Origin of the sequence: Halomonas sp. TA22, assembly GCF_013009075.1 — a bacterium.
Taxonomy (GTDB): Bacteria; Pseudomonadota; Gammaproteobacteria; order Pseudomonadales; family Halomonadaceae; genus TA22.
In genome coordinates this window covers 3,691,402-3,712,035 of record NZ_CP053108.1, presented here as the reverse complement: position 1 = coordinate 3,712,035, position 20,634 = coordinate 3,691,402, and the positions used below count along the sequence as shown (strand labels likewise).

Here is a 20,634-nt window from a genome sequence, read left to right as displayed (position 1 = left end):
GTCAACCTGGCTCGCCTCGGCCGCTGTCGGCCTGCAGTTCGTTGGCAGGTACTCGATCCGTCCCCCAGCTGCGATGCACGTAGCCGATCACTCGATCGAGCTCCTCCTGAGGCACGTTGGCAAGCTCACCGCGCTCGAGTGGATCATAGTGGAAGATGTAGAGGCGTGAAGCGAACTCCTCGAAGGGTAGCGATGCCTCCCCGAAACGCTCGCCGTTACCGGCGGTGCTGACCACCACGCCATCGCCCCAGTTCTGGCCGCTGTCGTTGTTCGGATTGAAGAAGTAGAGGCGCATCACATCCTGGGGGTCAAGGGTAGCGCGCAGAATGGTAATCGCGTGCCAACCAATGAAGCGCGCCGCGCTATCGGTAATGGCAATGCCCGCCGGTTGAGGATGGATCAACGGCTGGTTGCCATTGTAATAGGGATGGTAGCAGGCATAGAAGTGGCGGACGAAGTCCTCCAGCTCCGAGAGATGGCCAGTAGCGACATCGACATTGATGCGAAAGCCGCGCCCCGCCCACCAGCCATGGAACTCGGGATTGACCCAGCGGTGCGGGTCGCCTTCGCGCTCCAGGCAGCGTCGACCCATTTCGGCGTAGATACGATCGAGATGCGGTACCACCAGCAGTGATACCGCATCGAGATCCATAGGCAGCTCCTTGGCCACGCCAGAAAGGCTGGCCATCGAGGAGATAGGCTGACCTTCGAAGTGGATGATGATCTCGTCGTCACGTGCCGCCCAGGCGACCATCTGCAGTAGATAGTCGGGATCGTTGTAGGCCCACATCGACAGTGCACGTGCCGACTGGCAGGTGGGATTGTTGCCCTGGCCCACCCCTAGCGGCTGGCCGAGCATACACAAGACCCCTTCGAGCAGGCGTGCTCTGGGATTTGTGCCTTCGCCATATGCCGTGCGTATCCGCAGCTGTGACCACTCGGAGAGCGGCAGGGCGAGTTGGCGCCACAGTGCCGGTGCCAGGGGGCTCTGGTAGAGAATGCCTCGTTCGAGCATCAGCGCCAATCCATAAACGGCCTGGCTGGTCTCTGCATATACCGCCTCCTTCACCAGCGCCTCGATCAGCTGCCGGTAGCAGAGCAGGCAGTCGCGTCCGGTAGCCGACAGCCCCAGCGCTTCCGACAACAGATAGTCGCCATGGTCAAGCAGATGGCGCAGCAGGGCCGTGTGATAGGGAGAGACCAGGCCGGTATCGTGCATGGCGCGGGCAAAGCCTGTCGCTTCGTACTGCAGGGCACCGCTGTCCATCGCCTCGAGTCGTTCGCGGTAGACCTCGATACCCGGATCTTCACGGCAGGCCTGGGTAGCGCCATACAGGCTGCTGATCAGGCGATCGGCACCTTGACCGCTACTGCCCAGGTCGATCTCGGGATTGGCACGGCACGCGGCGATCTGGGTGATCATGCGCTTGATCGGATCGACCTGGATCGGCCGCTGTTGCAGGATTCGCCAGATCTCGTCGATCATCCGATCGATGACATGCTCGTAGCCGATACGATCGGCCAGGTGTCGAAACAGCAGCCGCGTCATTACCGCGAGACGGCCCTGGCTCTCGCGCTCGGCTTCGCTGGGAGAGGAGAACAGCAGTCCCAGGTTGATGGCCAGTACCTGGGTCAGGTAGTGATGCGCCTGCTCCGAGGAGATCAGCGGATGCGTATACTCTCCCCGTGCTACGGCCAGCAGACGCAGCTCGCTGAGCGCTTCGATCACCACCATATCGGGATCGCGACTGCCCAATGAGTGCGGCGTCAGGGCGGGCACCAGTAACTGAGGAGCGGCCCAATCGGAGCCGTTGAAGACACCCGCCTCATCGAGCGCCTGGGCACGCGCTTCGATGGCGGCACACCCTCCCTCCTGAAGCATGACACGGCGCGCGGTATCGAATACGCGGCGCACCTTGGCGGGTTTGGCGAAATCGGCGGAGGAGTCGAGAATGGTCAGTGCCTCGTCCAGCTTCGTCAGCACGCCTTCCAACTTGCCGGGTTCGGCGCTCTGGTCACCATCTAGGATCGTCACGCAGACTCCTGATCGCCTGGGGTGTGCCCGGATTATACATAGAAATCGAGCTCTTCCTGATGCTTGAGAAGATCGCGCATGGTATGCGGATCCTCGCCAAAGAAGTACAGCAGCCCCCAGTGAGTACCGAATGCGGTACGCTTGGTCACGGTCTCTTCCAGTGGCGCGGTCAACTCATGAGACTCGAAATAGGGGTGATCCTCGGTCTCCTCGGGCATCTCGAGACGGCTGACGACGCGGCGGCGAGGGTAGACGCCAAAGCAGCCGGCGACGCCCTTGGCATCGACCACCTCCTTGGGAAAGAACGAAGTGATCTCCTCTTCGGTGGTCTTGGGGTCGAAGGATAGGATGAGGCCTTGGTAGGCATTGAAGCCATAGGCGCGCTCGAGCAGTTCAAAGACCTTGAAACCGGGCGGGCGATAGGCCACCTCGCCGAAGTACATCTCCCCGTCACTGGTGACGAAGTACTCGGGATGCACGAAGCCGAAATCGATATCGAAGGTCTTGATCAGCTTCTCGATCTGGGCGGTGATCTGCGGGCGATACTGCTCGAGTTCGGGGGTAGCCGGCACAAAGACCGAATAGCCAAGTGTCACGTACTCGGAAATGTTGAGAAAGCGGATCTTGCCGTTGTGAATCCATGCCTCGACGGCAAATTCCCAGCCATCCAGGTGCGACTCCATCAGTACCGGAAACTCCTCGTCGGGGATGCTGTCGACCTCGTCAGGGGTGCGGATGACGCGGTGGCCCAGGCAACCGGCCTTGTCGAAGGCCTTGAGATGAATTGGGTCGTTGGGGTCGCCATCGAGCTTGAGCAGCGTCTGGTTGACGCGCTTGAGAAAGCGGATGACGTCCTCCTTGTCATGAGCTTCCTCGAAGATACCCACGCGGATGCCACCGAGCTGGGCACGTCGCTTCATCAATGCCTTGTCGCGTAACAGCAGCGCCTGGCCATAGAGACGAGGGTTGTCCAGCAGCAGCGAGTTAATGGCGCCCGCCCACTCGACGGTCTCCTCGAAGAGGGGAATGGCAACATCTACCTCCATCTCCTTCAGTGTCTCGGCAATTTCCAAGGAGCGGTCATTGAGACGCTCGAAATTCCAGGACACATAAGGGATATCGTGGGTCTTGCAGTACTCCTCTGCCCATTCAGGGGCCACTACCACATAGCGTCTGTCGAATTTTTCCGCCGCTTCGACAGCGCTCAGGCTCCAGCCGAGCAGGGCCACGTAGCCCTTGTTGGAATCCTTTTCCATGGAAGTGTCTCCTATTGTTTGTCATGTGTGAGACCACGCTACTCTGTTAAGCCTAGACTAGATACGGGCGATCGCCCGAAAGCGATCGCCGTTGGCTGGCCTTGCAGGCTCCCTAGTTGCGCTGGTATAGTGCGCACCGCTCGGGCAGGCCATTGGCCTGCGTCGCTAATCGACAGAAACCGGGAAGTTATGGTGGCCCTCGTCGGTCCTCCCGCAACGCTAAACTGCGAACCCCGCCAGGCCCGGAAGGGAGCAACGGTAGTGGTGGCTGCGTGTGCCGGGATGTGGCTGTCGGGGGCTGCCTCCAGTTATGAGTTATGGCCTTTATATTCTTGCGATAGTGCAGTGCAGCAGTGCTCGCCTATCAGTCAAGGCCAGTATCCCGCCTTTTACAAGCAAGCCCGGTTTTGGCCGGGCTTTGCTATTGCCATGGTATGAGATCAATCCATTTTATCGATAATATCTTCCACTCGGCTTCCACCTGAGGCAATGTATTTAACGTAAGCGTTCTTGATGTGGTGCCTGTCTGACCACACATGAGTAGGCCATCGTAATAGGCGGGGCAGAGGCTGTCGGCACAGAAGAGTTCACTCAAGTCTGCCGAATAGAACTAGGCAATTATTTCCTCATATTGATCGGCAGGGTTGACCTCCAGTAAGGCCTCTTCCATAGGTGGGTGGCCGAGAAACTCGTCCCAGTAGAGTACGACACGAGGCAACTGGCACTTCCATCATTACTGGCTGATAAAGCAGTCTAGCCTGGGTAAGCAGGTAAGCCCGAGGGTCAGGTTTCTTCGCGCGAGGGCCAGGTGGCCTTACGCTGCGCCCTCGTTTGCCAAGTGGCTCTCTTGCTTTCCCCCCCGGTATCCAGTCGCTAGAATGAACGTCTGGGCATCGTCTTATCGAAGGCGCTGCCGTCGCATGCCTTAACCGGCAGCCACAGTCTCGCTGCAAGGATTTGAGCTGCATGAGCTATCAGGTACTGGCCCGTAAATGGCGGCCTCGCACCTTCCACGAGCTGGTTGGTCAGGATCATGTGCAGCGTGCGCTGGTCAATGCGCTCGACCAAGGGCGGCTGCATCACGCTTATTTGTTCACCGGCACCCGTGGTGTGGGCAAGACTACACTTGCGCGAATCCTCGCCAAGTGCCTGAACTGTACGGCGGGTGGCCGCGACGATAGCACCGTGACCTCGTCTCCCTGTGGAAGCTGCGAGAGTTGTCGTGCCATCGACGAGGGACGTTTTGTCGATCTGATCGAGGTGGATGCAGCTTCCCGCACCAAGGTCGAGGATACCCGCGAGCTGCTCGACAACGTCCAGTACGCGCCGACCCAGGGACGTTTCAAGGTGTATCTCATCGATGAGGTGCACATGCTCTCGACCCACAGCTTCAATGCGCTGCTCAAGACGCTCGAGGAGCCGCCTCCCCACGTCAAGTTCCTGCTCGCCACCACCGATCCGCAGAAGCTGCCGGTCACGGTGCTGTCGCGCTGTCTGCAGTTCACGCTCAAGAACATGCCGCCGGAGCGTATCGTCTCGCACCTGGCCAAGGTGCTCGAGGCCGAAGGTGTGCCCTTCGACGAAAGCGCCCTGTGGTTGCTGGGCAAGGCAGCCGACGGCTCGATGCGTGATGCGATGAGCCTGACCGATCAGGCGATCGCCTTCGGCCAGGGCGAGGTGCGTCACGCCGATGTCTCCGCCATGCTGGGCACGCTGGACCATCGTCATCTGCTGGCTCTGGTCGAGGCGCTGGCCGAGGTCGATGCCGCCCGTGTGCTGGCCGAGATCGCCGCTCTTGCCGAGCAGGGCCCCGACTTTTCCGGTGTGCTCGATGACCTGCTCGGCATGCTGCACCGCCTGGCGGTAGCACAGATGGTGCCTGACGCGCTGGATAATGGGCACGGCGATCGCGAGATGCTGTTGTCCCTGGCCGCGCGCTTCACCGCCGAGGATGTTCAGCTCTACTACCAGATCGGCCTGCAAGGGCGAGCGGACATGGTCCATGCACCGGAGCTTCGCACCGCGCTCGAGATGACGCTGCTGCGGATGCTCGCCTTCCGCCCCCAGGGTGTCCCCAAACCCGCCCAGACGCCGCTGCCGCTCAAGGCCGAACCCTCCTCTTCTGACTTGGCCGAGCATGTCGAATCGCCTGCTGCTAGTCCGTCGTCGGCGCCTGACGGTATCGACGATAATGATGCCGCCGAGCCAGCGCCCGACGCGCCAGGCGAAACGGTACAGATGCCCCCGCCAGACGAGCATCCTGCCGAGCCGCCGCCCTGGGAGTCCCTGCCAGACGAGCCGCACGCGGCCATGGCCGACGAGGAGGGCGCGCCTGTCGATCTTGGCGACTATCACGACGAGCCGCTTCGCAGCGCTCTTGAACCTGAGGATTATCCGCCTGGCACGCGGGCTATGGAGCAGGCCATGCCGGCGAGCGAAGCGTCGGCTGTGCAGGGTCTATTCGACCATGCTCGTTGGCTCGAGATTTTCGAACGGTTGCCATTGACCGGCTTGACCCGCAGTCTAGCGGCGCACTGCATGGTGGAGCACGACGAAGGGCAGGTGTTGCGGTTGCGCCTCGATCCCTCGCATGCGGCAATGAATGCCGACATTCATGTGGAGCGTATCGAGAAGGCACTGACCGATGCCGGCATCGCGCGTCGAGTGTCGATCGAGGTGGGCGAGCTGCCAAGCGCGATCGAGACACCCAAGGCGCAGGCCGATCGCCTGACCGCCGCGCGCCATGCACAGGCGGTTGAAGCCCTGCAGGCGGATCCGCATATTCGCGAGCTGCAGCAGGTCTTCGGGGCACGGCTGGTCGAGAGTTCCGTATCCTTCCAGGCGCCGACACACTGATTGGCTGAACTGGTACCGTTAATTTATCTGATCACCGAGAGGGACTTCCCATGTTGAAAGGTGGAATGGGCAACCTGATGAAGCAGGCCCAGGAAATGCAGGAAAAGATGCAGCGCATGCAGGAAGAGGCAGCGCAATCCGAGGTGACCGGCGAAGCCGGCGCCGGCATGATCAAGGTGACCATGAACGGGCGCCATGATGTCAGCCAGGTCGAGATCGACCCCAGCATCATGGAGGAGGACAAGGAGCTGCTCGAGGATCTGCTGGCCGCTGCCGTCAACGATGCGGTGCGCAAGGTCGAGCAGACCACTCGGGAGAAGATGCAGGAGGCGACCGCCGGCCTGAATCTGCCGCCTGGCTTCAAGATGCCTTTCTAGCAGGAAGCGGAGCGTATGAGTTTTTCTCCCCTGGTCGACCGCCTTCTGGAGGCGCTGCGAGTGTTGCCGGGTGTCGGGCCCAAGAGCGCCCAGCGCATGGCTTTTCATTTGCTCGAGCGCGATCGCGAGGGTGGCAAGCGTATGGCCGTCGTGCTGGCCCAGGCCCTCGAAGAGGTCGGCTACTGTCGTCGCTGTCGTACCTTGACCGAGGAGGAGATCTGCGGACTCTGCATCAGTCAGCGGCGCGATGACGCCACGCTCTGCGTGGTGGAGTCTCCCGCCGACCTGCTGGCGATAGAGGAAGCGGGCGGCTACAAAGGACGTTACTTCGTGCTGCATGGCCACCTTTCGCCGCTCGATGGCATCGGCCCCGAGGATATCGGACTCGATGCGCTCGAAGTGCAGATCCGTGAGGGCAGTGTCGAGGAGGTGATCCTTGCCACCAACCCCACCGTCGAGGGCGAAGCCACGGCGCACTACATTGCCGCCCAGCTCAACGGTTGCGAGGTGCGTCTGTCGCGCCTCGCCTACGGCGTCCCCATGGGCGGCGAGCTCGAGTATGTCGATGGCGGCACGCTGAGCCGCGCCTTCAACGGCCGCCTGCCCTTTACAAGTGAATGAACCACCGGCGCCCTGCGTCCACTCGAGCGATTATGTCTATCCCACCTGAGTCCCCCGCGCCCGATATCGTCTGGGTCGATACGTCACTGGCCTTGGATGCCGCCTGTGCCGAGCTGACCAAGGCCGATGTCGTGGCGCTGGATACCGAATTCTTTCGCGAGTCCACCTTCCACCCGATTCCCGCCCTGGTGCAGTTCACCGCTGGCGAGCAGGTCTACCTGATCGATCCCCAGGCCGTCGCACCAACGCAGGCGCTGCGCGATCTGCTCACGCATGGTCCCTTGAAGCTGCTGCATAGCAGTAGCGAGGACCTTGAAGTGCTGGCGGTATGGGCGGGGGTAGTCGTCTCGCCGCTGGTGGACACGCAGATGGCTCAAGCATTGCTGAGCGAGGACGCCGCCATTGGCTACCAGCGGCTGGTCGAGAAGTGGACCGGTGCAAACCTGCCCAAGGAGGAGACCCGCTCCGACTGGTTGGTACGGCCGCTCTCCGAGGCACAAAGGCTTTATGCCGCCCTCGATGTGGTCTACCTGCTCGAAGTGTGGAAGCTGCAGTGTGCCCGCCTCGAGGCGCTGGGCCGGTTGGCCTGGCTGGAGAGGGATTGTGCCGAACTGGTCGCCCAGGCCGGGCGCAGCGTGGAGGGTGACGGTCAGTGGTATCTGCGTCATCGACAGCTGTGGCGGCTTTCGTCACGCCAGATCGAGGCCTATCGGCGCATGACGCTGTGGCGTGAGGGCGAGGCACGGCGTCGCAATCTGCCCCGCGGCTGGCTGGTGAACGACAAGCTGCTCTATGCGATCGCCGAGAAGATGCCTGAGAACCGCTTCGAGCTGGCCGCCATCGAGGGGATCAAGCCACCGTTGGTCAAGCGCGAAGGAGATACGCTACTGACGTTCGTACGCGAGGCGCACCATCTCGATGAATCACAGCTGCCCGAGCCTCAGCTTTCCCCCTTGGCGGCTCCCTTCAAGAAGCGTCTCAAGGCACTCAAGCGGGTGGTCAATGCCGAAGCGGAGCAGCTGGGCATCGCCCCTGAAGTGTTGATGCGCCGCCGCGAGCTGGAGGGGCTGGTCACGGCTAGCCTGCTAGGCGAGCCGTTGACGCTGCCCGACGGCTGGCGAGGCGAGCGACTTGCCGCTCCCTTGCAGGCGGTACTGGCCGAGGAGAATCCCGCATGAGCGAAGATCGCCTGATCTGTGAGATTTTCAAGAGCCCGCGCAAGGATGAGCTGTATCTCTATATCGACAAGCAGCGCGGCCTAGGCGAAGTGCCGGAGGCCCTTCTCGAGCACTTCGGCAAGCCGATTCTGGTAACGACGATGCTGCTGCGCGAAAGCAAGCCGCTGGCGCGCGCCAACGTCGTCGATGTGATGGCGAGCATCCGCGACAAGGGCTTCTATCTGCAGATGCCGCCGGCCAAGGAGGAGTACCTGCTCGATCTCTATCGCACCCCTACCGAGTCGCGCTATTGAATGCGGTTTCGCCGTGCCATTCGATGACGCGCTCAAGCGCAAGGAGAGAGGATGCGCGAACGTTTCTGGGAACGTTTCCCGCTCGATGAGCTGACAGAGCAGGAGTGGGAGGCGCTGTGCGACGGCTGCGGGCAGTGCTGCCTGCTGAAGATCCAGGATGAAGCGAGCGGCGATATCGCGGTGCTCAAGGTCGCCTGCGAACTGCTCGATATCGGCAGCTGCCGCTGCGGCGACTACGACAACCGCTTCGACAAGGTGGCGGACTGCATCCAACTGACGCCCGAGCGAGTCGAGGACTTTCGCTGGCTGCCGCGCTCCTGTGGCTACCGGCGTGTCTACGAAGGGCGCAAGCTGGCACGCTGGCACCCGTTGATCTCCGGCGACTCGCAGCGCATGCACCGCAAAGGCATCAGCGTGCAGAGCTTCGCCGTCTCGCAGCGCGAGGTCCCCGAGGCGGACCTCGAGGAGCATATCATCGCCATTCTGCCGATCGACTCATGACGCTTCGGTGTCGGCCAGCCCCAGCGCCCATAGAATGAAGGCATCCTGCCGGGCATTGTCGCGCCACGCCTTGAAGCGTCCCGAGGCGCCGCCATGCCCGGCAGCCATGTCGGTGCGTAGCAGGACAGGGCGGCGCTCCGACTCGGGGTGGCTGGCGCCAAGCTCGGTCAGGCGAGCATAGAGTTTGGCCGGCTCCCAGTAGGGCACCCGGGTATCGTGCCAGCTGCCCTGAAGAAAAACGCTGGGGTAGGGGCGGTCGCTTAGGTTGTCCAGTGGCGAGTAGCTGCGAATGCGGTGACGCGCGGCGGGTTCGTCGGGATTGCCCCACTCGGTATACTCGGCGGTGGTCAGCGGCAGGTCTGGATTCTCCATGGTCCGTAGTACATCGACGAAGGGTACATCGAGGACGGCGGCGCAGAAGGCGTGCGGCGCGATGTTGAGGCTGGCGCCGACCAGCAGCCCACCGGCGCTGGCGCCATAGGCGGCAATGCGCTGGGCATCGCTCAAGCCCGTCTCGACCAGCGCATCGCGGGCGGCGAGAAAGTCGCGAAAGCTGTTCTCCTTGTGTTCGAGTTTACCCGCCAGGTACCAGGGCTCGCCGCGATCCCCACCACCCCGCACGTGAGCCACGGCAAAGGCCGCGCCCCGTGCCAGCAGCTCAAGGCGCGCCATGGAGAACCAGGGATCGAGCACCTCGCCGTAGGCCCCATAACCGTACAGCAGGGTGGGAAGAGGCTTGCGACCGAGCAGGTCGGCGCGGGCCACGATCGAGACGGGTACGCGTTCTCCGTCATGCGATTCGGCCCACAGCCGTTGGCAGGCCAACTGCTCCGGCTGCAGATCGCCATGCAGCGGCTGGACCTTGAGCAGTTGTCGCTCGCCGCTATCCAGGTCGTGCTCGATCCAGCGCACCGGCAGGGTAAAGGATTCCTCGCGCAGCCTCAGCCGCCGCGAGGCGAAATGTGGCGTGTCGCCGAGCATCAGGCTGCAGGGCGCCTCCGGCAGCGGCAGGCGCTCGTCGCGGATAATGGCATGCGCATCGTCAAGTTCGATCACCCGTAGATGCACCTGTGCCTGCTGATGGTCGCGTTCGGTGACGATTAGGCCCCATGCGAAGGCGTCCGCTCCCTCCAAGGTGTGATCCTGGCGATGCGGCAGCAATGGCAGCCACGTCTGTGGTGAGCCCTCCGTTGCCACATCGAGGCGGAAGTGCGGCGCCTCGCGATTGTGCTGAATGTAGAAATGCCCCGGTCGATGGTCGATGCCGTACTCCACGCCGCTTTCGCGGGGGCGGAAGCAACAGGGCGCTGACTGGGGCGAGTGGGCGGGAATCAGATGGCACTCGCTGGTGTCCTTGGAGGCGCTCTCAAGCACTAGCCATTGCCGGGAGCGCGTCTTGCCCAGGCCGAGCCAGAATTCGGGATCCTCCTCACGCAGTATCAGCACCGCCTCGCCGGGCTTACCGTCGGCATCGAAGCTTAGCCGCCAGATGCTGTCGGGACGCTGAGTGGCATCGTAGCGGGTGAAGAGCAGGGTGCGGTTGTCCTCGGCCCAGGTCAGCTCAGGCCCGATCTCGCCGAGTACCCGCTGCGGCTCGCCGTCCGGTAGGTGCTTGAGGAACAGCTCGAAGTACTCGTTGCCGCTGGTATCCTCCGTCCAGGCGAGCCAGTGCTCGTCGGGCGACAGCGCCATTTCGCCAAGCTCGAGAAAGTCGCATTCGCTGGCCCGCGCTTCCAGATCGAGAAAGCACTCTTTGGCATCAGGTCGCGCGAGGGGGTGGCGCCACCAGCGGGGGTAATCGGCCTCGGCGGCGGTTTCGCTCCAGTAGGTGAAATGGTCCAGCGGCGTGGCAAGCCCGGTCACGGCCAGCTCCCGACGCGCAAGGTGGCTGCGGTAGAGAGCCTCCTCCAACGAGGCGAGAGGAGTGAACCACGCCGCGCACTCGGCATTGGCCGCCTCCAGAAACTCGCTTACCTGTGCCTCGTCGCGCTGCTCGAGCCAGTGCCAATGCGGGTCCTGCTTGCGCCGGAACCGGTTGACTGGTGTGGGTGTCTCGGAAGATGAGTTGTCACTAGGCGGCTGTGCTTTCATGTGGTGCGGTGTACCATAATCGAGGATGTTCATTACCATCGTGCGTCGCAGGTGACGCACACGGGAGATACCATGCTGGTTTCCGATTCAATGCCACTACTCTGGCTGATTTATGCCCTCTTGTCGCTGGTCGTGCTCGCGACCGGTTACATGGGGGTTCGCTTTCTTCCTCTGTTGCCTCGCCTGGCGCTCGTCGGCGCCGTGGCCGGCATATTGTGGATGCCGATCCGCTTTCGCCTGCCGCTGGTGGAAGAGGGCGAATTCTACACTGGTCTGGCGCCTGCCGTGCTGGTCGGCGCCATCTCCTTTCTGCAGCGCGATGGTGCCATGTTGAGCGGGGCGGTGGCGCTCTTGCTGGTCGCCGTAACCCTGGGCACGGCTGCGGGTATCGGCCTGTGGTGGTTGCTGCGCGGGCGAGAGGCGCCGGACGTTGCGGAGCGGGATGAAAGAGGGGAGAGAAGGAAAAGAGGCGAAAGAGGCGAAAGAGGCGAAAGAGGGGTACGACCCCGTGGTGAGCAGACTCCCACGTCGGCCCCCCGCCAACGTCGGGAGCCGAAGCTCGGCTGAGGAAAACATGATGCGCGTCATTCTGGCGGTGGGGTTGAGCTGGCTGTTGTTGGCATTGGCGCCGCTGGTGGCGCAGGCACAAGCACAAGCGTTTCAGGAGCCTCCCTCCGGGGATGCACCACTGTTGATGATCGATCGTCAGGCGGATCGCGACACGGTGGCGGAGGTCCGGATCATCTTCGACGTCTCCGGCAGCATGCGCGACAACGATCCCGAACAGCTTGGGGCCAGTGCATTGGAGCTGCTGGTTGCCCTGATTCCCTCCGGCGTGCATGGTGGGCTCTGGACCTTCGGTGTGCGCGTCGACAACCCCCTGCCGGTGGCGCCGGTAGACGATGCCTGGCGTGAGCAGGCGCTGAGGTTGAAACCGGCGCTCGTCGACTATCAACCCTATACCGATATCGAGGCGGCAGTACGTCAGGCCGGCAGCCGAGATGACGCCACCACCGGTGAAGGGCAACGACACCTGATTGTGATGACCGACGGCATGATCGACCTGCCCGCAGCCGGGCAGGACAAGGAAGCCAGGGACGCTGCCTCCCGACGTACATTGACCGAACAGCTGGCACCCGCGCTTGCCGAGCAAGGGGTGGTGATTCATGCCGTTGCCTTCTCGCCCGATGCCGATCTGGCCCTGGCCGAACAGCTTGCCCAGAGCACCGACGGGCTCGCCTCTCTGGCTGAAACTCCCGATGCCCTGCTGCGTGCCTTCCTGGATATTCTGCAGCGCATATTTCCTGTCGATCAGGTGCCCCTGGCGGAGGGGCGTTTCGATATCGACGCTCAGGTCGACTCCTTCACTGCGCTGCTTTTCCATGAACCTGACTCACCGCCGTTGACCCTGGTCGCGCCCGACGGTACCCGCTACAGCCGCGAGAGTCGCAGTGGCGAGGTACGCAGGCAGAGCGAGCCGCGCTTCGATCTGATCACCGTCCCCTCGCCCCAGCCGGGCCAATGGCGAATCGAAGGGGCGATCGGTAGCGAGAGCCGCATCGGCATCGCGTCGCCCTTGGCACTGCGTACCGGTGAGTTGCCCACCACGCTCTATCTGGGCTTTGCCCTGCCCCTGGCTGCCTGGCTGACCGAAGGCGACGAGATGCTGGAGCAGGAGGCGCTACCCGAGGATCTGCGCGTGCAGGCCGAGTTGCTTGGCTTGCCGGGTAACCGGCAGACAGCGACCCTGCTCGAGCCCGATGGGGGTCGCTTCGTTGGCGTGCTGCCGGCGCCGGCTCAGGCAGGTAATGCGCGGCTGGTGATCGAAGCGGCAAGTACGGCGTTCCAGCGACAGCGGGTGCAGGCGGTCAACGTGCTGCCCGCGATCAGTGCCGAGGTCGATGATGCGCAGCGTGAGGTCGAGCTGCGTGCCGAACATCCGCAGCTCAGTGTCGCCAATACGCGTCTTTTCGCTGAGCTGCAGGGGGAGGCGTTGAACGTGGCGACGAGCGGTGAGCGTCGCTGGCGCATCGAACTGCCGACGCTGCCTGACGAGACCAGCGTCCCCTTGTTGCTGCGTGCCATCGTCGAGTTCGATGGCCAGGAGCATGAGCTGCGTCTGCCGCGCATCCTGCTCAATGCCCAAGCAAATATCGGTCTTGATGCCGCACTGCTGGAGGCCCCCAGGCTGCACGCCGAACGCCTGCCCAGTGAGCCCGAGCCCGAGGTCGCGGAATACACCCCTCCGCTTGCGGATCGTGTCGTCAATGCCATCAACCGTCTGCCGAGGCAGGCCCAGGCGTTGTGGCAACAGGCGGTGCCACGATTGGAGCAGGGTGCAAGGGAGCTGGGCCTGGATCCCCAGGCGACGAGCCGCTGGTTGGTATGGGCACTCGTGGCGTTGGCGTTTGTCGTACTGCTGCTGGGCTGGCGGCGACGGTCGCAGGCCAGACATCGGTCGCGCCGGCGGAGGGTGCCGAATGTGTGAACTGCTTGGCATGAGTGCCAATGTTCCCACCGATATCTGCTTCAGCTTTACCGGATTTCTGACTCGCGGCGGCGGCACCGGGCCCCACCGGGATGGCTGGGGTATCGCCTTCTATGAAGAGGGTGGCTATCGCGACTTTCGCGACCCCCATCCCTCGGCGGACTCTCCTATCGCACGACTGATCTGCGAATATCCGATCAAGTCCCATGTGGTCATCAGTCACATTCGCCAGGCCAACGTAGGCCAGGTGCGGCTGGCCAATACTCACCCCTTCACGCGCGAAATGTGGGGGCGGCAGTGGTGCTATGCTCACAATGGTCAGCTCAATGGCTGGTCCTCACTGCCGCTGAGCTTCTATCGCCCGGTGGGCGATACCGATAGCGAACATGCCTTCTGTTATCTACTGGGGGAGCTGCGGCGTCACTTCAGCGAACCGCCCAAGAACCCGGAAGACATGTGGCGCTATCTTCACGATGGTTGCCTGCGATTGCGCGAAATGGGGGTATTCAATCTGCTGCTCTCCGATGGCATCTATCTCTACGCGTTCTGTTCCACGAAGCTTGCCCATATCACGCGCCGCGCCCCCTTTGGCAAGGCGAGTCTCTCCGATGCCGAAATGAGCGTCGATTTCATCGAGCACACCACCGACCGCGACGTGGTCTCGGTGCTCGCCACCGAACCCCTTACCGATAACGAGCGCTGGGTGCGCATGACGTCAGGGGAGCTTCTGGTGTGGCGTGATGGAGAGATCGTTGCCCGCCAGCTTGCCTGATCATCGCTTGCCTACGACGTAGCGATTTGAATATTGCCCAGAAAACATACGCTTGAGAAGAGACTGGCCAAAAGTGGCATAGTCACGATGAACGTTTGATGGCATTTTCCAACACTGGTTTCAATCGGTCGTTTTAGCGTTTCATTGTCGATAGCCCCGATGCATGGATAAAGATGAGCACTTTCGAGTCACAAGGTCAGTGAGAACAAGAGTTGGTCAACGAACCGACATCAACTGCGGAGATCAGCATGAACGAGCACGCCACAGCCCCGGTACTTAGCGGGCCGCCCCTGGAAGGGCTTGACGACTACCAGTCGATTCTGGAGGTATTCAAGGCATCGTTCGAGCGATTCGCCGACAAGCCGGCCTTCACCTGCATGGGACAGACCTTGACCTATGGTGAACTCGATCGCCTCACCAAGGACTTCGCCGCCTGGCTGCAGCACGAGACTACCCTTGAACCTGGCGACCGTATCGCCATCCAGCTCCCCAATGTGCTGCAGTACCCAGTGGCGGTATTCGGTGCCATGCGTGCCGGCCTGGTGGTGGTGAACACCAATCCGCTCTATACCGAGCGTGAAATGACCCATCAGTTCAAGGACTCCGGTGTCAAGGTGATCCTGATCCTCGCCAATATGGCCAGCAAGCTCGAGAAGATTCTCGAGCGCACCGAGATCAAGCACGTGCTGGTCACTGAGCTTGGTGACATGCACGGCTTCCCCAAGCGGCTGTTGATCAATGCGGTGGTCAAGCACATCAAGAAGATGGTGCCGCCATTCTCCCTGCCGCGAGCCGTGTCGTTTCGCGATGCGCTGGCCAAGGGGCATAAGCTTTCGCACAAGGATGTAGCACAGAAGCCGGAGGATCTGGCGGTACTGCAGTACACCGGCGGCACCACGGGGCTTGCCAAGGGCGCGATGCTGACCCATCGCAACCTGATCGCCAATATGCTGCAGGCGCGTGCGGCGATAGGCTCGGGGCTTGGCGAGGGGTGCGAAACGATCATCGCACCCTTGCCGGTTTACCACATCTATACCTTTACCGTGAATTGCCTTTTCCTGTTTCAGACCGGCAACCACTCGATACTGATCACCAACCCTCGCGATCTGCCAGCGTTCGTCAAGGAGCTCAAGAAAGTCCAGTTCTCCGGCTTCATTGGGCTCAATACACTGTTCAATGCGCTGTGCAATCGCGACGATTTCAAGCAACTCGACTTCTCGCGTCTCAAGTTGACCATCTCCGGAGGCATGGCGCTTACCAAGGCCGCCGCCGAGCGCTGGGAGCAGGTGACTGGATGCCCGATCGCCGAAGGTTACGGCATGACCGAAACCTCGCCGGTCGTCACCTTCAACCCGGTCGATGCCATTCAGCTGGGGACCATCGGCAAGCCGGTGGCGGGCACTGTGGTGAAGGTCGTCGATGCCGATGGCAACGCCTTGCCCTTCGAGGAGCCGGGCGAACTCTGCGTTCAAGGGCCGCAGGTGATGAAGGGCTACTGGAACCTGCCGGACGAGAGCGCCAAGACGATGGATGGCGAGGGCTGGATTCGCACCGGCGATATCGCCGTGCTGCAGCCAGACGGTTATGTAAAGGTCGTCGATCGCAAGAAGGACATGATCATCGTCTCGGGCTTCAACGTCTATCCCAACGAGATCGAGGATGTGGTCGCCCAGCATCCCGATGTGGTGGAAGCCGCCGTGGTTGGCGTACCTGACGAGAATGCCGGCGAGGTGATCAAGCTGTTCGTGGTCTCCCGCAACCAGGATCTGGATGGTGAAACCCTGCGCGCCTGGTGCAAGAAGGAGCTCACCGCTTACAAGGTGCCGAAGTACGTCGAGTTCCGCAACGAGTTGCCCAAGACCAACGTGGGCAAGGTGTTGCGCCGCGAGCTTCGCGATAGCGGAAATCAGCACAACGCGTGATTCCTATTCGTCACGATTAGGCACCTTAAGCCGCTCGGCGGTACAATGGTCTGCCCGCCTCGGAACTCCGGGGCGGGCAGATTTCGTTCGATTCAATGAGGATCTCTTGAGTCCCACATCGACTTCGCAACCTGCCGACAGCGTGATCTCCCGACTGGAGAGCCTGCAACGACGCCTGGGCGAGTGTCGCCTGCGCGACGTTCGTGAACTGGGCAAGCGCCTGGCGGGCCTGCAGCGCCGTGCCCGCGATGGCAAGCCGGTGGATCGTGGCCTGCGTGAGGTAGAGCAGCGTATTGAGACCTCCTGTGCCCAGGTGGCGGCGCGGCGCGAATTGCCGCTGCATCTTCACTATCCTGACGAGTTGCCGGTCGCCGAACGCCGAAAGGACATTTTCGAGGCGTTGAGCGAGCACCAAGTGGTGGTGATTGCAGGTGAGACCGGCTCGGGAAAGACCACCCAGCTGCCCAAGATGTGCCTGGAGCTCGGCCTTGGGCGCCGTGGGCTGATCGGCCATACCCAGCCCCGGCGGCTGGCGGCGCGCTCGGTGGCGGCACGGCTTGCCGAGGAGCTGCAGGTGCCACTGGGCGAGCAGGTCGGCTATCAGGTGCGCTTCTCCGACCAGACCAACGAGCGCACCCTGGTCAAGCTGATGACCGACGGTATCCTGCTGGCCGAGACGCAGCACGACCCGGACCTTGGTCGCTATGAGGCGATCATCATCGATGAGGCACATGAGCGCAGCCTCAATATCGATTTCCTGCTCGGCTATCTCAAGCGGCTCACCGAGCGACGCCCCGATCTCAAGATCATCATTACCTCGGCGACCATCGACGTCGAGCGCTTCGCCGCTCACTTCGGAACTCGAGAGGCGAATGGCGAGCTGAGGCCGGCACCGGTGGTGCAGGTGAGTGGTCGCACCCATCCTGTCGAGTTGCGCTATCGGCCGTTGCTTCGCGAGGCCGAGGACGAGGAGGACCGCACTCTGCAAGAGGGCATTCTCCATGCCGTCGAGGAGATCGAGACGATCGAGCGCGAGAAACGCTGGCTTCACGGCCCGCGCGATGTGCTGATATTCCTGCCCGGCGAGCGCGAGATACGCGAGACCGCCGATACCCTGCGTCGCGCCGACCTGCGCGATACCGAGATCCTGCCACTCTATGCGCGTCTCTCCAACGCCGAGCAGAACCGCATCTTCCAGCCTCATCGCGGACGGCGCATCGTGCTCTCGACCAACGTGGCCGAAACCTCGCTCACCGTGCCGGGCATTCGCTACGTGATCGACCCCGGTCTGGTACGCATCAGCCGCTACAGCTATCGCGCCAAGGTGCAGCGCCTGCCGGTCGAGCCGGTCAGCCAGGCCAGTGCCGACCAACGCAAGGGGCGCTGTGGGCGTATCGCCGAAGGGGTGTGCATTCGCCTCTACGACGAGGAGGACTACCTCGCGCGACCGGCGTTCACCGAGCCGGAAATCCAGCGCACCAATCTCGCCTCGGTGATTCTCTCGATGCTGTCGCTCAAGCTTGGCGACATCGAGGCCTTTCCGTTCGTCGATGCCCCCGACTCACGCTTCATCAAGGATGGATTCCGGCTGCTGTTCGAGCTTGGCGCGGTGGACGAGGATAACCGGCTGACGACCCTGGGGCGGCGCCTCGCCAGGCTGCCCATCGATCCGCGCTTGGCGCGCATGGTCCTGGCCGGTGCCGAGAACGGTGCGCTGCGCGAGGTGCTGATCGTGGTCTCGGCGCTGGCCGTGCAGGACCCCCGCGATCGCCCGGCCGACAAGCGCCAGGCCGCCGATCAAGCACACCGACGCTGGAACGACGCCGATTCCGACTTTGCCGCATGGCTGAACCTATGGCACGGCTTCGAGGCGGCGCGTGAGGCGCTGTCAGGCAATCAGCTCAGGCGCTGGTGTCGCGAAAATTACCTGAGCTACCTGCGATTGCGCGAATGGCACGACACTTTTCGTCAGCTCAAGCAACTGCTGCGTGACATGGAGATCCAGGTTCCCGCGCCTCCGCCTCTCCCTGAGGCGAAGGCACTGGAGCGCGCTCCGAGCGACGCCGAACTGGCGCGCCGCCGCCGTGAGGGGGGCGTCAAGCTGCACCAGGCACTGCTTACCGGCCTTCTCTCCCATCTCGGCCAACTGCTCGAGAATCGTGAATACCTTGGGGCACGCAACCGCAAATTCATGATTCACCCGGGGTCGGGCCTGGCCAAGAAGAGCCCCAAGTGGATCATGGCCGGCGAGCTGGTCGAGACTTCGAAGCTGTTTGCGCGGCAGGTGGCAAGAGTCGAGCCGGAATGGATCGAACCGCTGGCCGGACATCTGGTCAAACGCAGCTACAGCGAGCCGCACTGGGAGATGAAGCGCGCCCAGGTGGTCGCCTTCGAGCAGGTCACGCTATTCGGTTTGCCTATCGTCGCCCGACGTAAGGTGCACTATGGGCCGATCGCACCGACGGAATCGCGCGAGATATTCATTCGCCGCGGCCTGATCGAGGGCGAGTACCGCACCGGGGCCGAGTTCTTCGTCCACAATCGTGCTCTGATCGAAGAGGTCGAGGATCTCGAGGATCGCGCCCGCAAGCGCGATATCCTGGTCGACGAGGAGGTGCTGTTCGACTTCTATGATCAGCGCCTGCCCTCGGATATCACCAATGGCAAGGGTTTCGAGCATTGGCGCAAGAGGGCTGAAGCCAACGACTCCAACATCCTCAAGTTCGACAAGGCGAGCCTGCTTGCACGCAACGCCGAGGATGTCACCGAGGTCCAGTATCCCGACGAGTTGATGCTCGGAGGCGTACGTTACCCGCTCGCCTATCATTTTCAGCCCGGTGCCAGCGACGACGGCGTGACGATGACGGTGCCGGCGGCCATGCTCTCGCAACTGCCGGCGGCACGCCTCGACTGGCTGGTGCCGGGGCTGTTGCGCGAGAAGTGCATTGCGCTACTCAAGACGCTGCCAAAGACGGTACGCCGCCAGGTGGTGCCGATTCCGGATTGGGTGGACGCCGCCCTAGAGCGGCTGCTGCTCGACGATGTGCCGCTGACGGCGGCGCTGGGCGAGTTCCTGCGCGTCAAGACCGGGTTGCGTCTCACGCCGGGCGACTGGCAGGAGGAGCTGCTCGAGGCGCACCTGCGCATGAATATCCGAGTGGTCGACCATGAGGGCCGGACGCTTGGCGAAGGGCGCGACCTGGATGAACTGATACGGCGCTTTGAGCGTGCGGCAAGCGAAGGGGCCCGGGCGCTGGCCGATACCGCTGGCACCGGCGAAGTGCTCGAGGATCTGCCCGCTGAAGCTTTGCCGGAGTCGCGCGTCACCAACCAAGCGGGGATTCGCGTCGAGGCCTTCCCGGCGCTAGTCGAGAGCGAGCAGGGGCTGGCCGTGGAGCTGTTCGACCATCCCCTCAAGGCGCGTGAGGCGCATCGCAAGGGGATAGCGCGCCTAGCGATGGCTCGGCTGCCTGACCAGGCGCGCATGGTCACGAAATTGCCGGACCTAGAGCGCTGTGCACTGCTCTTCACCAAGGTGGGCAGCAAGCGCGAACTCGTTGACGATGTCGTGTTGGCGGTCTTCCAGCAGGTGGTGGCGGTGGATCCGCTGCCTCGTTCGCGCCAGGCGCTCGACCAGCGTCTGGCCGAGACAAGAGCGGCTCTGGTGCCCCACGGTGAGCAGCTTGTGGTGGTGCTGGAAAAGGCCCTGAGCGGTCATCTAGCCGTCGCCAAGGCCTTGAAGGGCAACCTGAGCTTCGCTTTGGCGCTGGTCTACAGTGATGTCAAAGCGCAAATGCAGCGCCTGGTCCATCCCGGTTTCATCACTGAGGCGGGAGGCTGGCTCGAGCAGTATCCACGCTATATGGAAGCGGTCTCGCTGCGGCTGGAGAAGGCGCCCCGCGAGCGCATGCGCGACCAGATGATGATGCAGGAGGTGCAGAATTTCGAGTCGCGTCTTGCCAGCCGACTCGAGACGAGTCGACGCGCCGGCCTGCCAAATCCCGACTTGGTGGAGTTCGGGTGGTGGATTGAAGAGCTCAGGGTATCGCTGTTCGCTCAGCAACTTGGCACCTTGTTGCCCGTCTCGAGCAAGCGCCTTGAGCGTCGTTGGTCAGAGATTAGCGGACGCCAGCCCTAACCGGTGAGGTACACGCCGACACGCCGTGGGGCGGCGAGATTTAGCATAGCAATAGATAGACACGCGTGCGGCATGTTCGCCATGTCCCGACGTCGTCAGAGGGAGA

14 protein-coding genes and 1 other RNA gene are annotated in these 20,634 nt (G+C 62.6%); 12 read left to right on the top strand and 3 right to left on the bottom strand.

Translation table 11 applies throughout. The features are described 5' to 3' along the window. Position 1: 1 nt before the first annotated feature. The gene (locus HJD22_RS17560) at positions 2-2,035 is read right to left on the bottom strand and encodes a hypothetical protein (RefSeq protein WP_208654662.1); all 2,034 of its coding nucleotides are present in this window, start codon (positions 2,033-2,035) and stop codon (positions 2-4) included. A 32-nt stretch (positions 2,036-2,067) separates the two neighbouring features. Further along, a complete protein-coding gene (locus HJD22_RS17555; RefSeq protein WP_208654661.1) occupies positions 2,068-3,291 on the bottom strand; it encodes an acetyl-CoA carboxylase biotin carboxylase subunit family protein in 1,224 nt (407 codons plus the stop codon). 200 nt (positions 3,292-3,491) lie between these two features. On the opposite strand from HJD22_RS17555, the gene ffs reads away from it, so the two are divergent. The 7 genes from ffs (at position 3,492) to HJD22_RS17520 (ending at position 9,117) form a co-directional block, all read left to right on the top strand. Further along, positions 3,492-3,588, top strand: an RNA gene (ffs, locus tag HJD22_RS17550) — signal recognition particle sRNA small type. Positions 3,589-4,257: 669 nt separating this feature from the next. Beyond that, positions 4,258-6,147: a DNA polymerase III subunit gamma/tau gene (gene dnaX / locus HJD22_RS17545; RefSeq protein WP_208654660.1), complete on the top strand. Its 1,890-nt coding sequence runs from the start codon at positions 4,258-4,260 to the stop codon at positions 6,145-6,147. Between the two features lie 50 nt (positions 6,148-6,197). After that, complete coding sequence (locus HJD22_RS17540; protein WP_208654659.1) at positions 6,198-6,524, top strand: YbaB/EbfC family nucleoid-associated protein; 327 nt, start codon at positions 6,198-6,200, stop codon at positions 6,522-6,524. Between the two features lie 15 nt (positions 6,525-6,539). Beyond that, positions 6,540-7,145 (top strand): recombination mediator RecR, encoded by a 606-nt coding sequence (gene recR, locus HJD22_RS17535; protein WP_208654658.1) that lies wholly within the window; start codon positions 6,540-6,542, stop codon positions 7,143-7,145. A gap of 32 nt (positions 7,146-7,177) precedes the next feature. Beyond that, positions 7,178-8,323, top strand: coding sequence for an HRDC domain-containing protein (locus HJD22_RS17530; protein WP_208654657.1), 1,146 nt, complete (start codon positions 7,178-7,180; stop codon positions 8,321-8,323). After that, positions 8,320-8,616, top strand: coding sequence for a YcgL domain-containing protein (locus HJD22_RS17525; RefSeq protein ID WP_208654656.1), 297 nt, complete (start codon positions 8,320-8,322; stop codon positions 8,614-8,616). The genes HJD22_RS17530 and HJD22_RS17525 overlap by 4 nt, the downstream gene beginning before the upstream one ends. 51 nt (positions 8,617-8,667) lie before the next feature. Continuing rightward, positions 8,668-9,117 carry a YcgN family cysteine cluster protein gene (locus HJD22_RS17520; protein ID WP_208654655.1) on the top strand — a complete coding sequence of 150 codons (450 nt, stop codon included), beginning with the start codon at positions 8,668-8,670 and terminating at the stop codon, positions 9,115-9,117. Here HJD22_RS17520 and HJD22_RS17515 read toward each other — a convergent pair. Further along, positions 9,112-11,208 carry a S9 family peptidase gene (locus tag HJD22_RS17515; protein ID WP_208656794.1) on the bottom strand — a complete coding sequence of 699 codons (2,097 nt, stop codon included), beginning with the start codon at positions 11,206-11,208 and terminating at the stop codon, positions 9,112-9,114. The two genes, HJD22_RS17520 and HJD22_RS17515, sit on opposite strands and share 6 nt — an antisense overlap. A gap of 72 nt (positions 11,209-11,280) precedes the next feature. Between HJD22_RS17515 and HJD22_RS17510 the strand changes: the two genes are divergently transcribed. The 5 genes from HJD22_RS17510 (at position 11,281) to hrpA (ending at position 20,528) form a co-directional block, all read left to right on the top strand. After that, entirely contained in the window at positions 11,281-11,775 is a 495-nt protein-coding gene (locus HJD22_RS17510; RefSeq protein ID WP_217267789.1) for a hypothetical protein, read from the top strand. A 7-nt stretch (positions 11,776-11,782) separates the two neighbouring features. Next, complete coding sequence (locus HJD22_RS17505; protein WP_208654654.1) at positions 11,783-13,696, top strand: vWA domain-containing protein; 1,914 nt, start codon at positions 11,783-11,785, stop codon at positions 13,694-13,696. Further along, on the top strand, positions 13,689-14,468 hold the full coding sequence (locus tag HJD22_RS17500) for a class II glutamine amidotransferase (RefSeq protein ID WP_208654653.1): 780 nt from the start codon (positions 13,689-13,691) through the stop codon (positions 14,466-14,468). The genes HJD22_RS17505 and HJD22_RS17500 overlap by 8 nt, the downstream gene beginning before the upstream one ends. A 248-nt stretch (positions 14,469-14,716) precedes the next feature. Continuing rightward, positions 14,717-16,390 (top strand): AMP-binding protein, encoded by a 1,674-nt coding sequence (locus HJD22_RS17495; protein WP_208654652.1) that lies wholly within the window; start codon positions 14,717-14,719, stop codon positions 16,388-16,390. Between the two features lie 106 nt (positions 16,391-16,496). After that, entirely contained in the window at positions 16,497-20,528 is a 4,032-nt protein-coding gene (hrpA, locus tag HJD22_RS17490) for an ATP-dependent RNA helicase HrpA (protein ID WP_208654651.1), read from the top strand. The last annotated feature ends 106 nt before the right edge of the window (positions 20,529-20,634 follow it).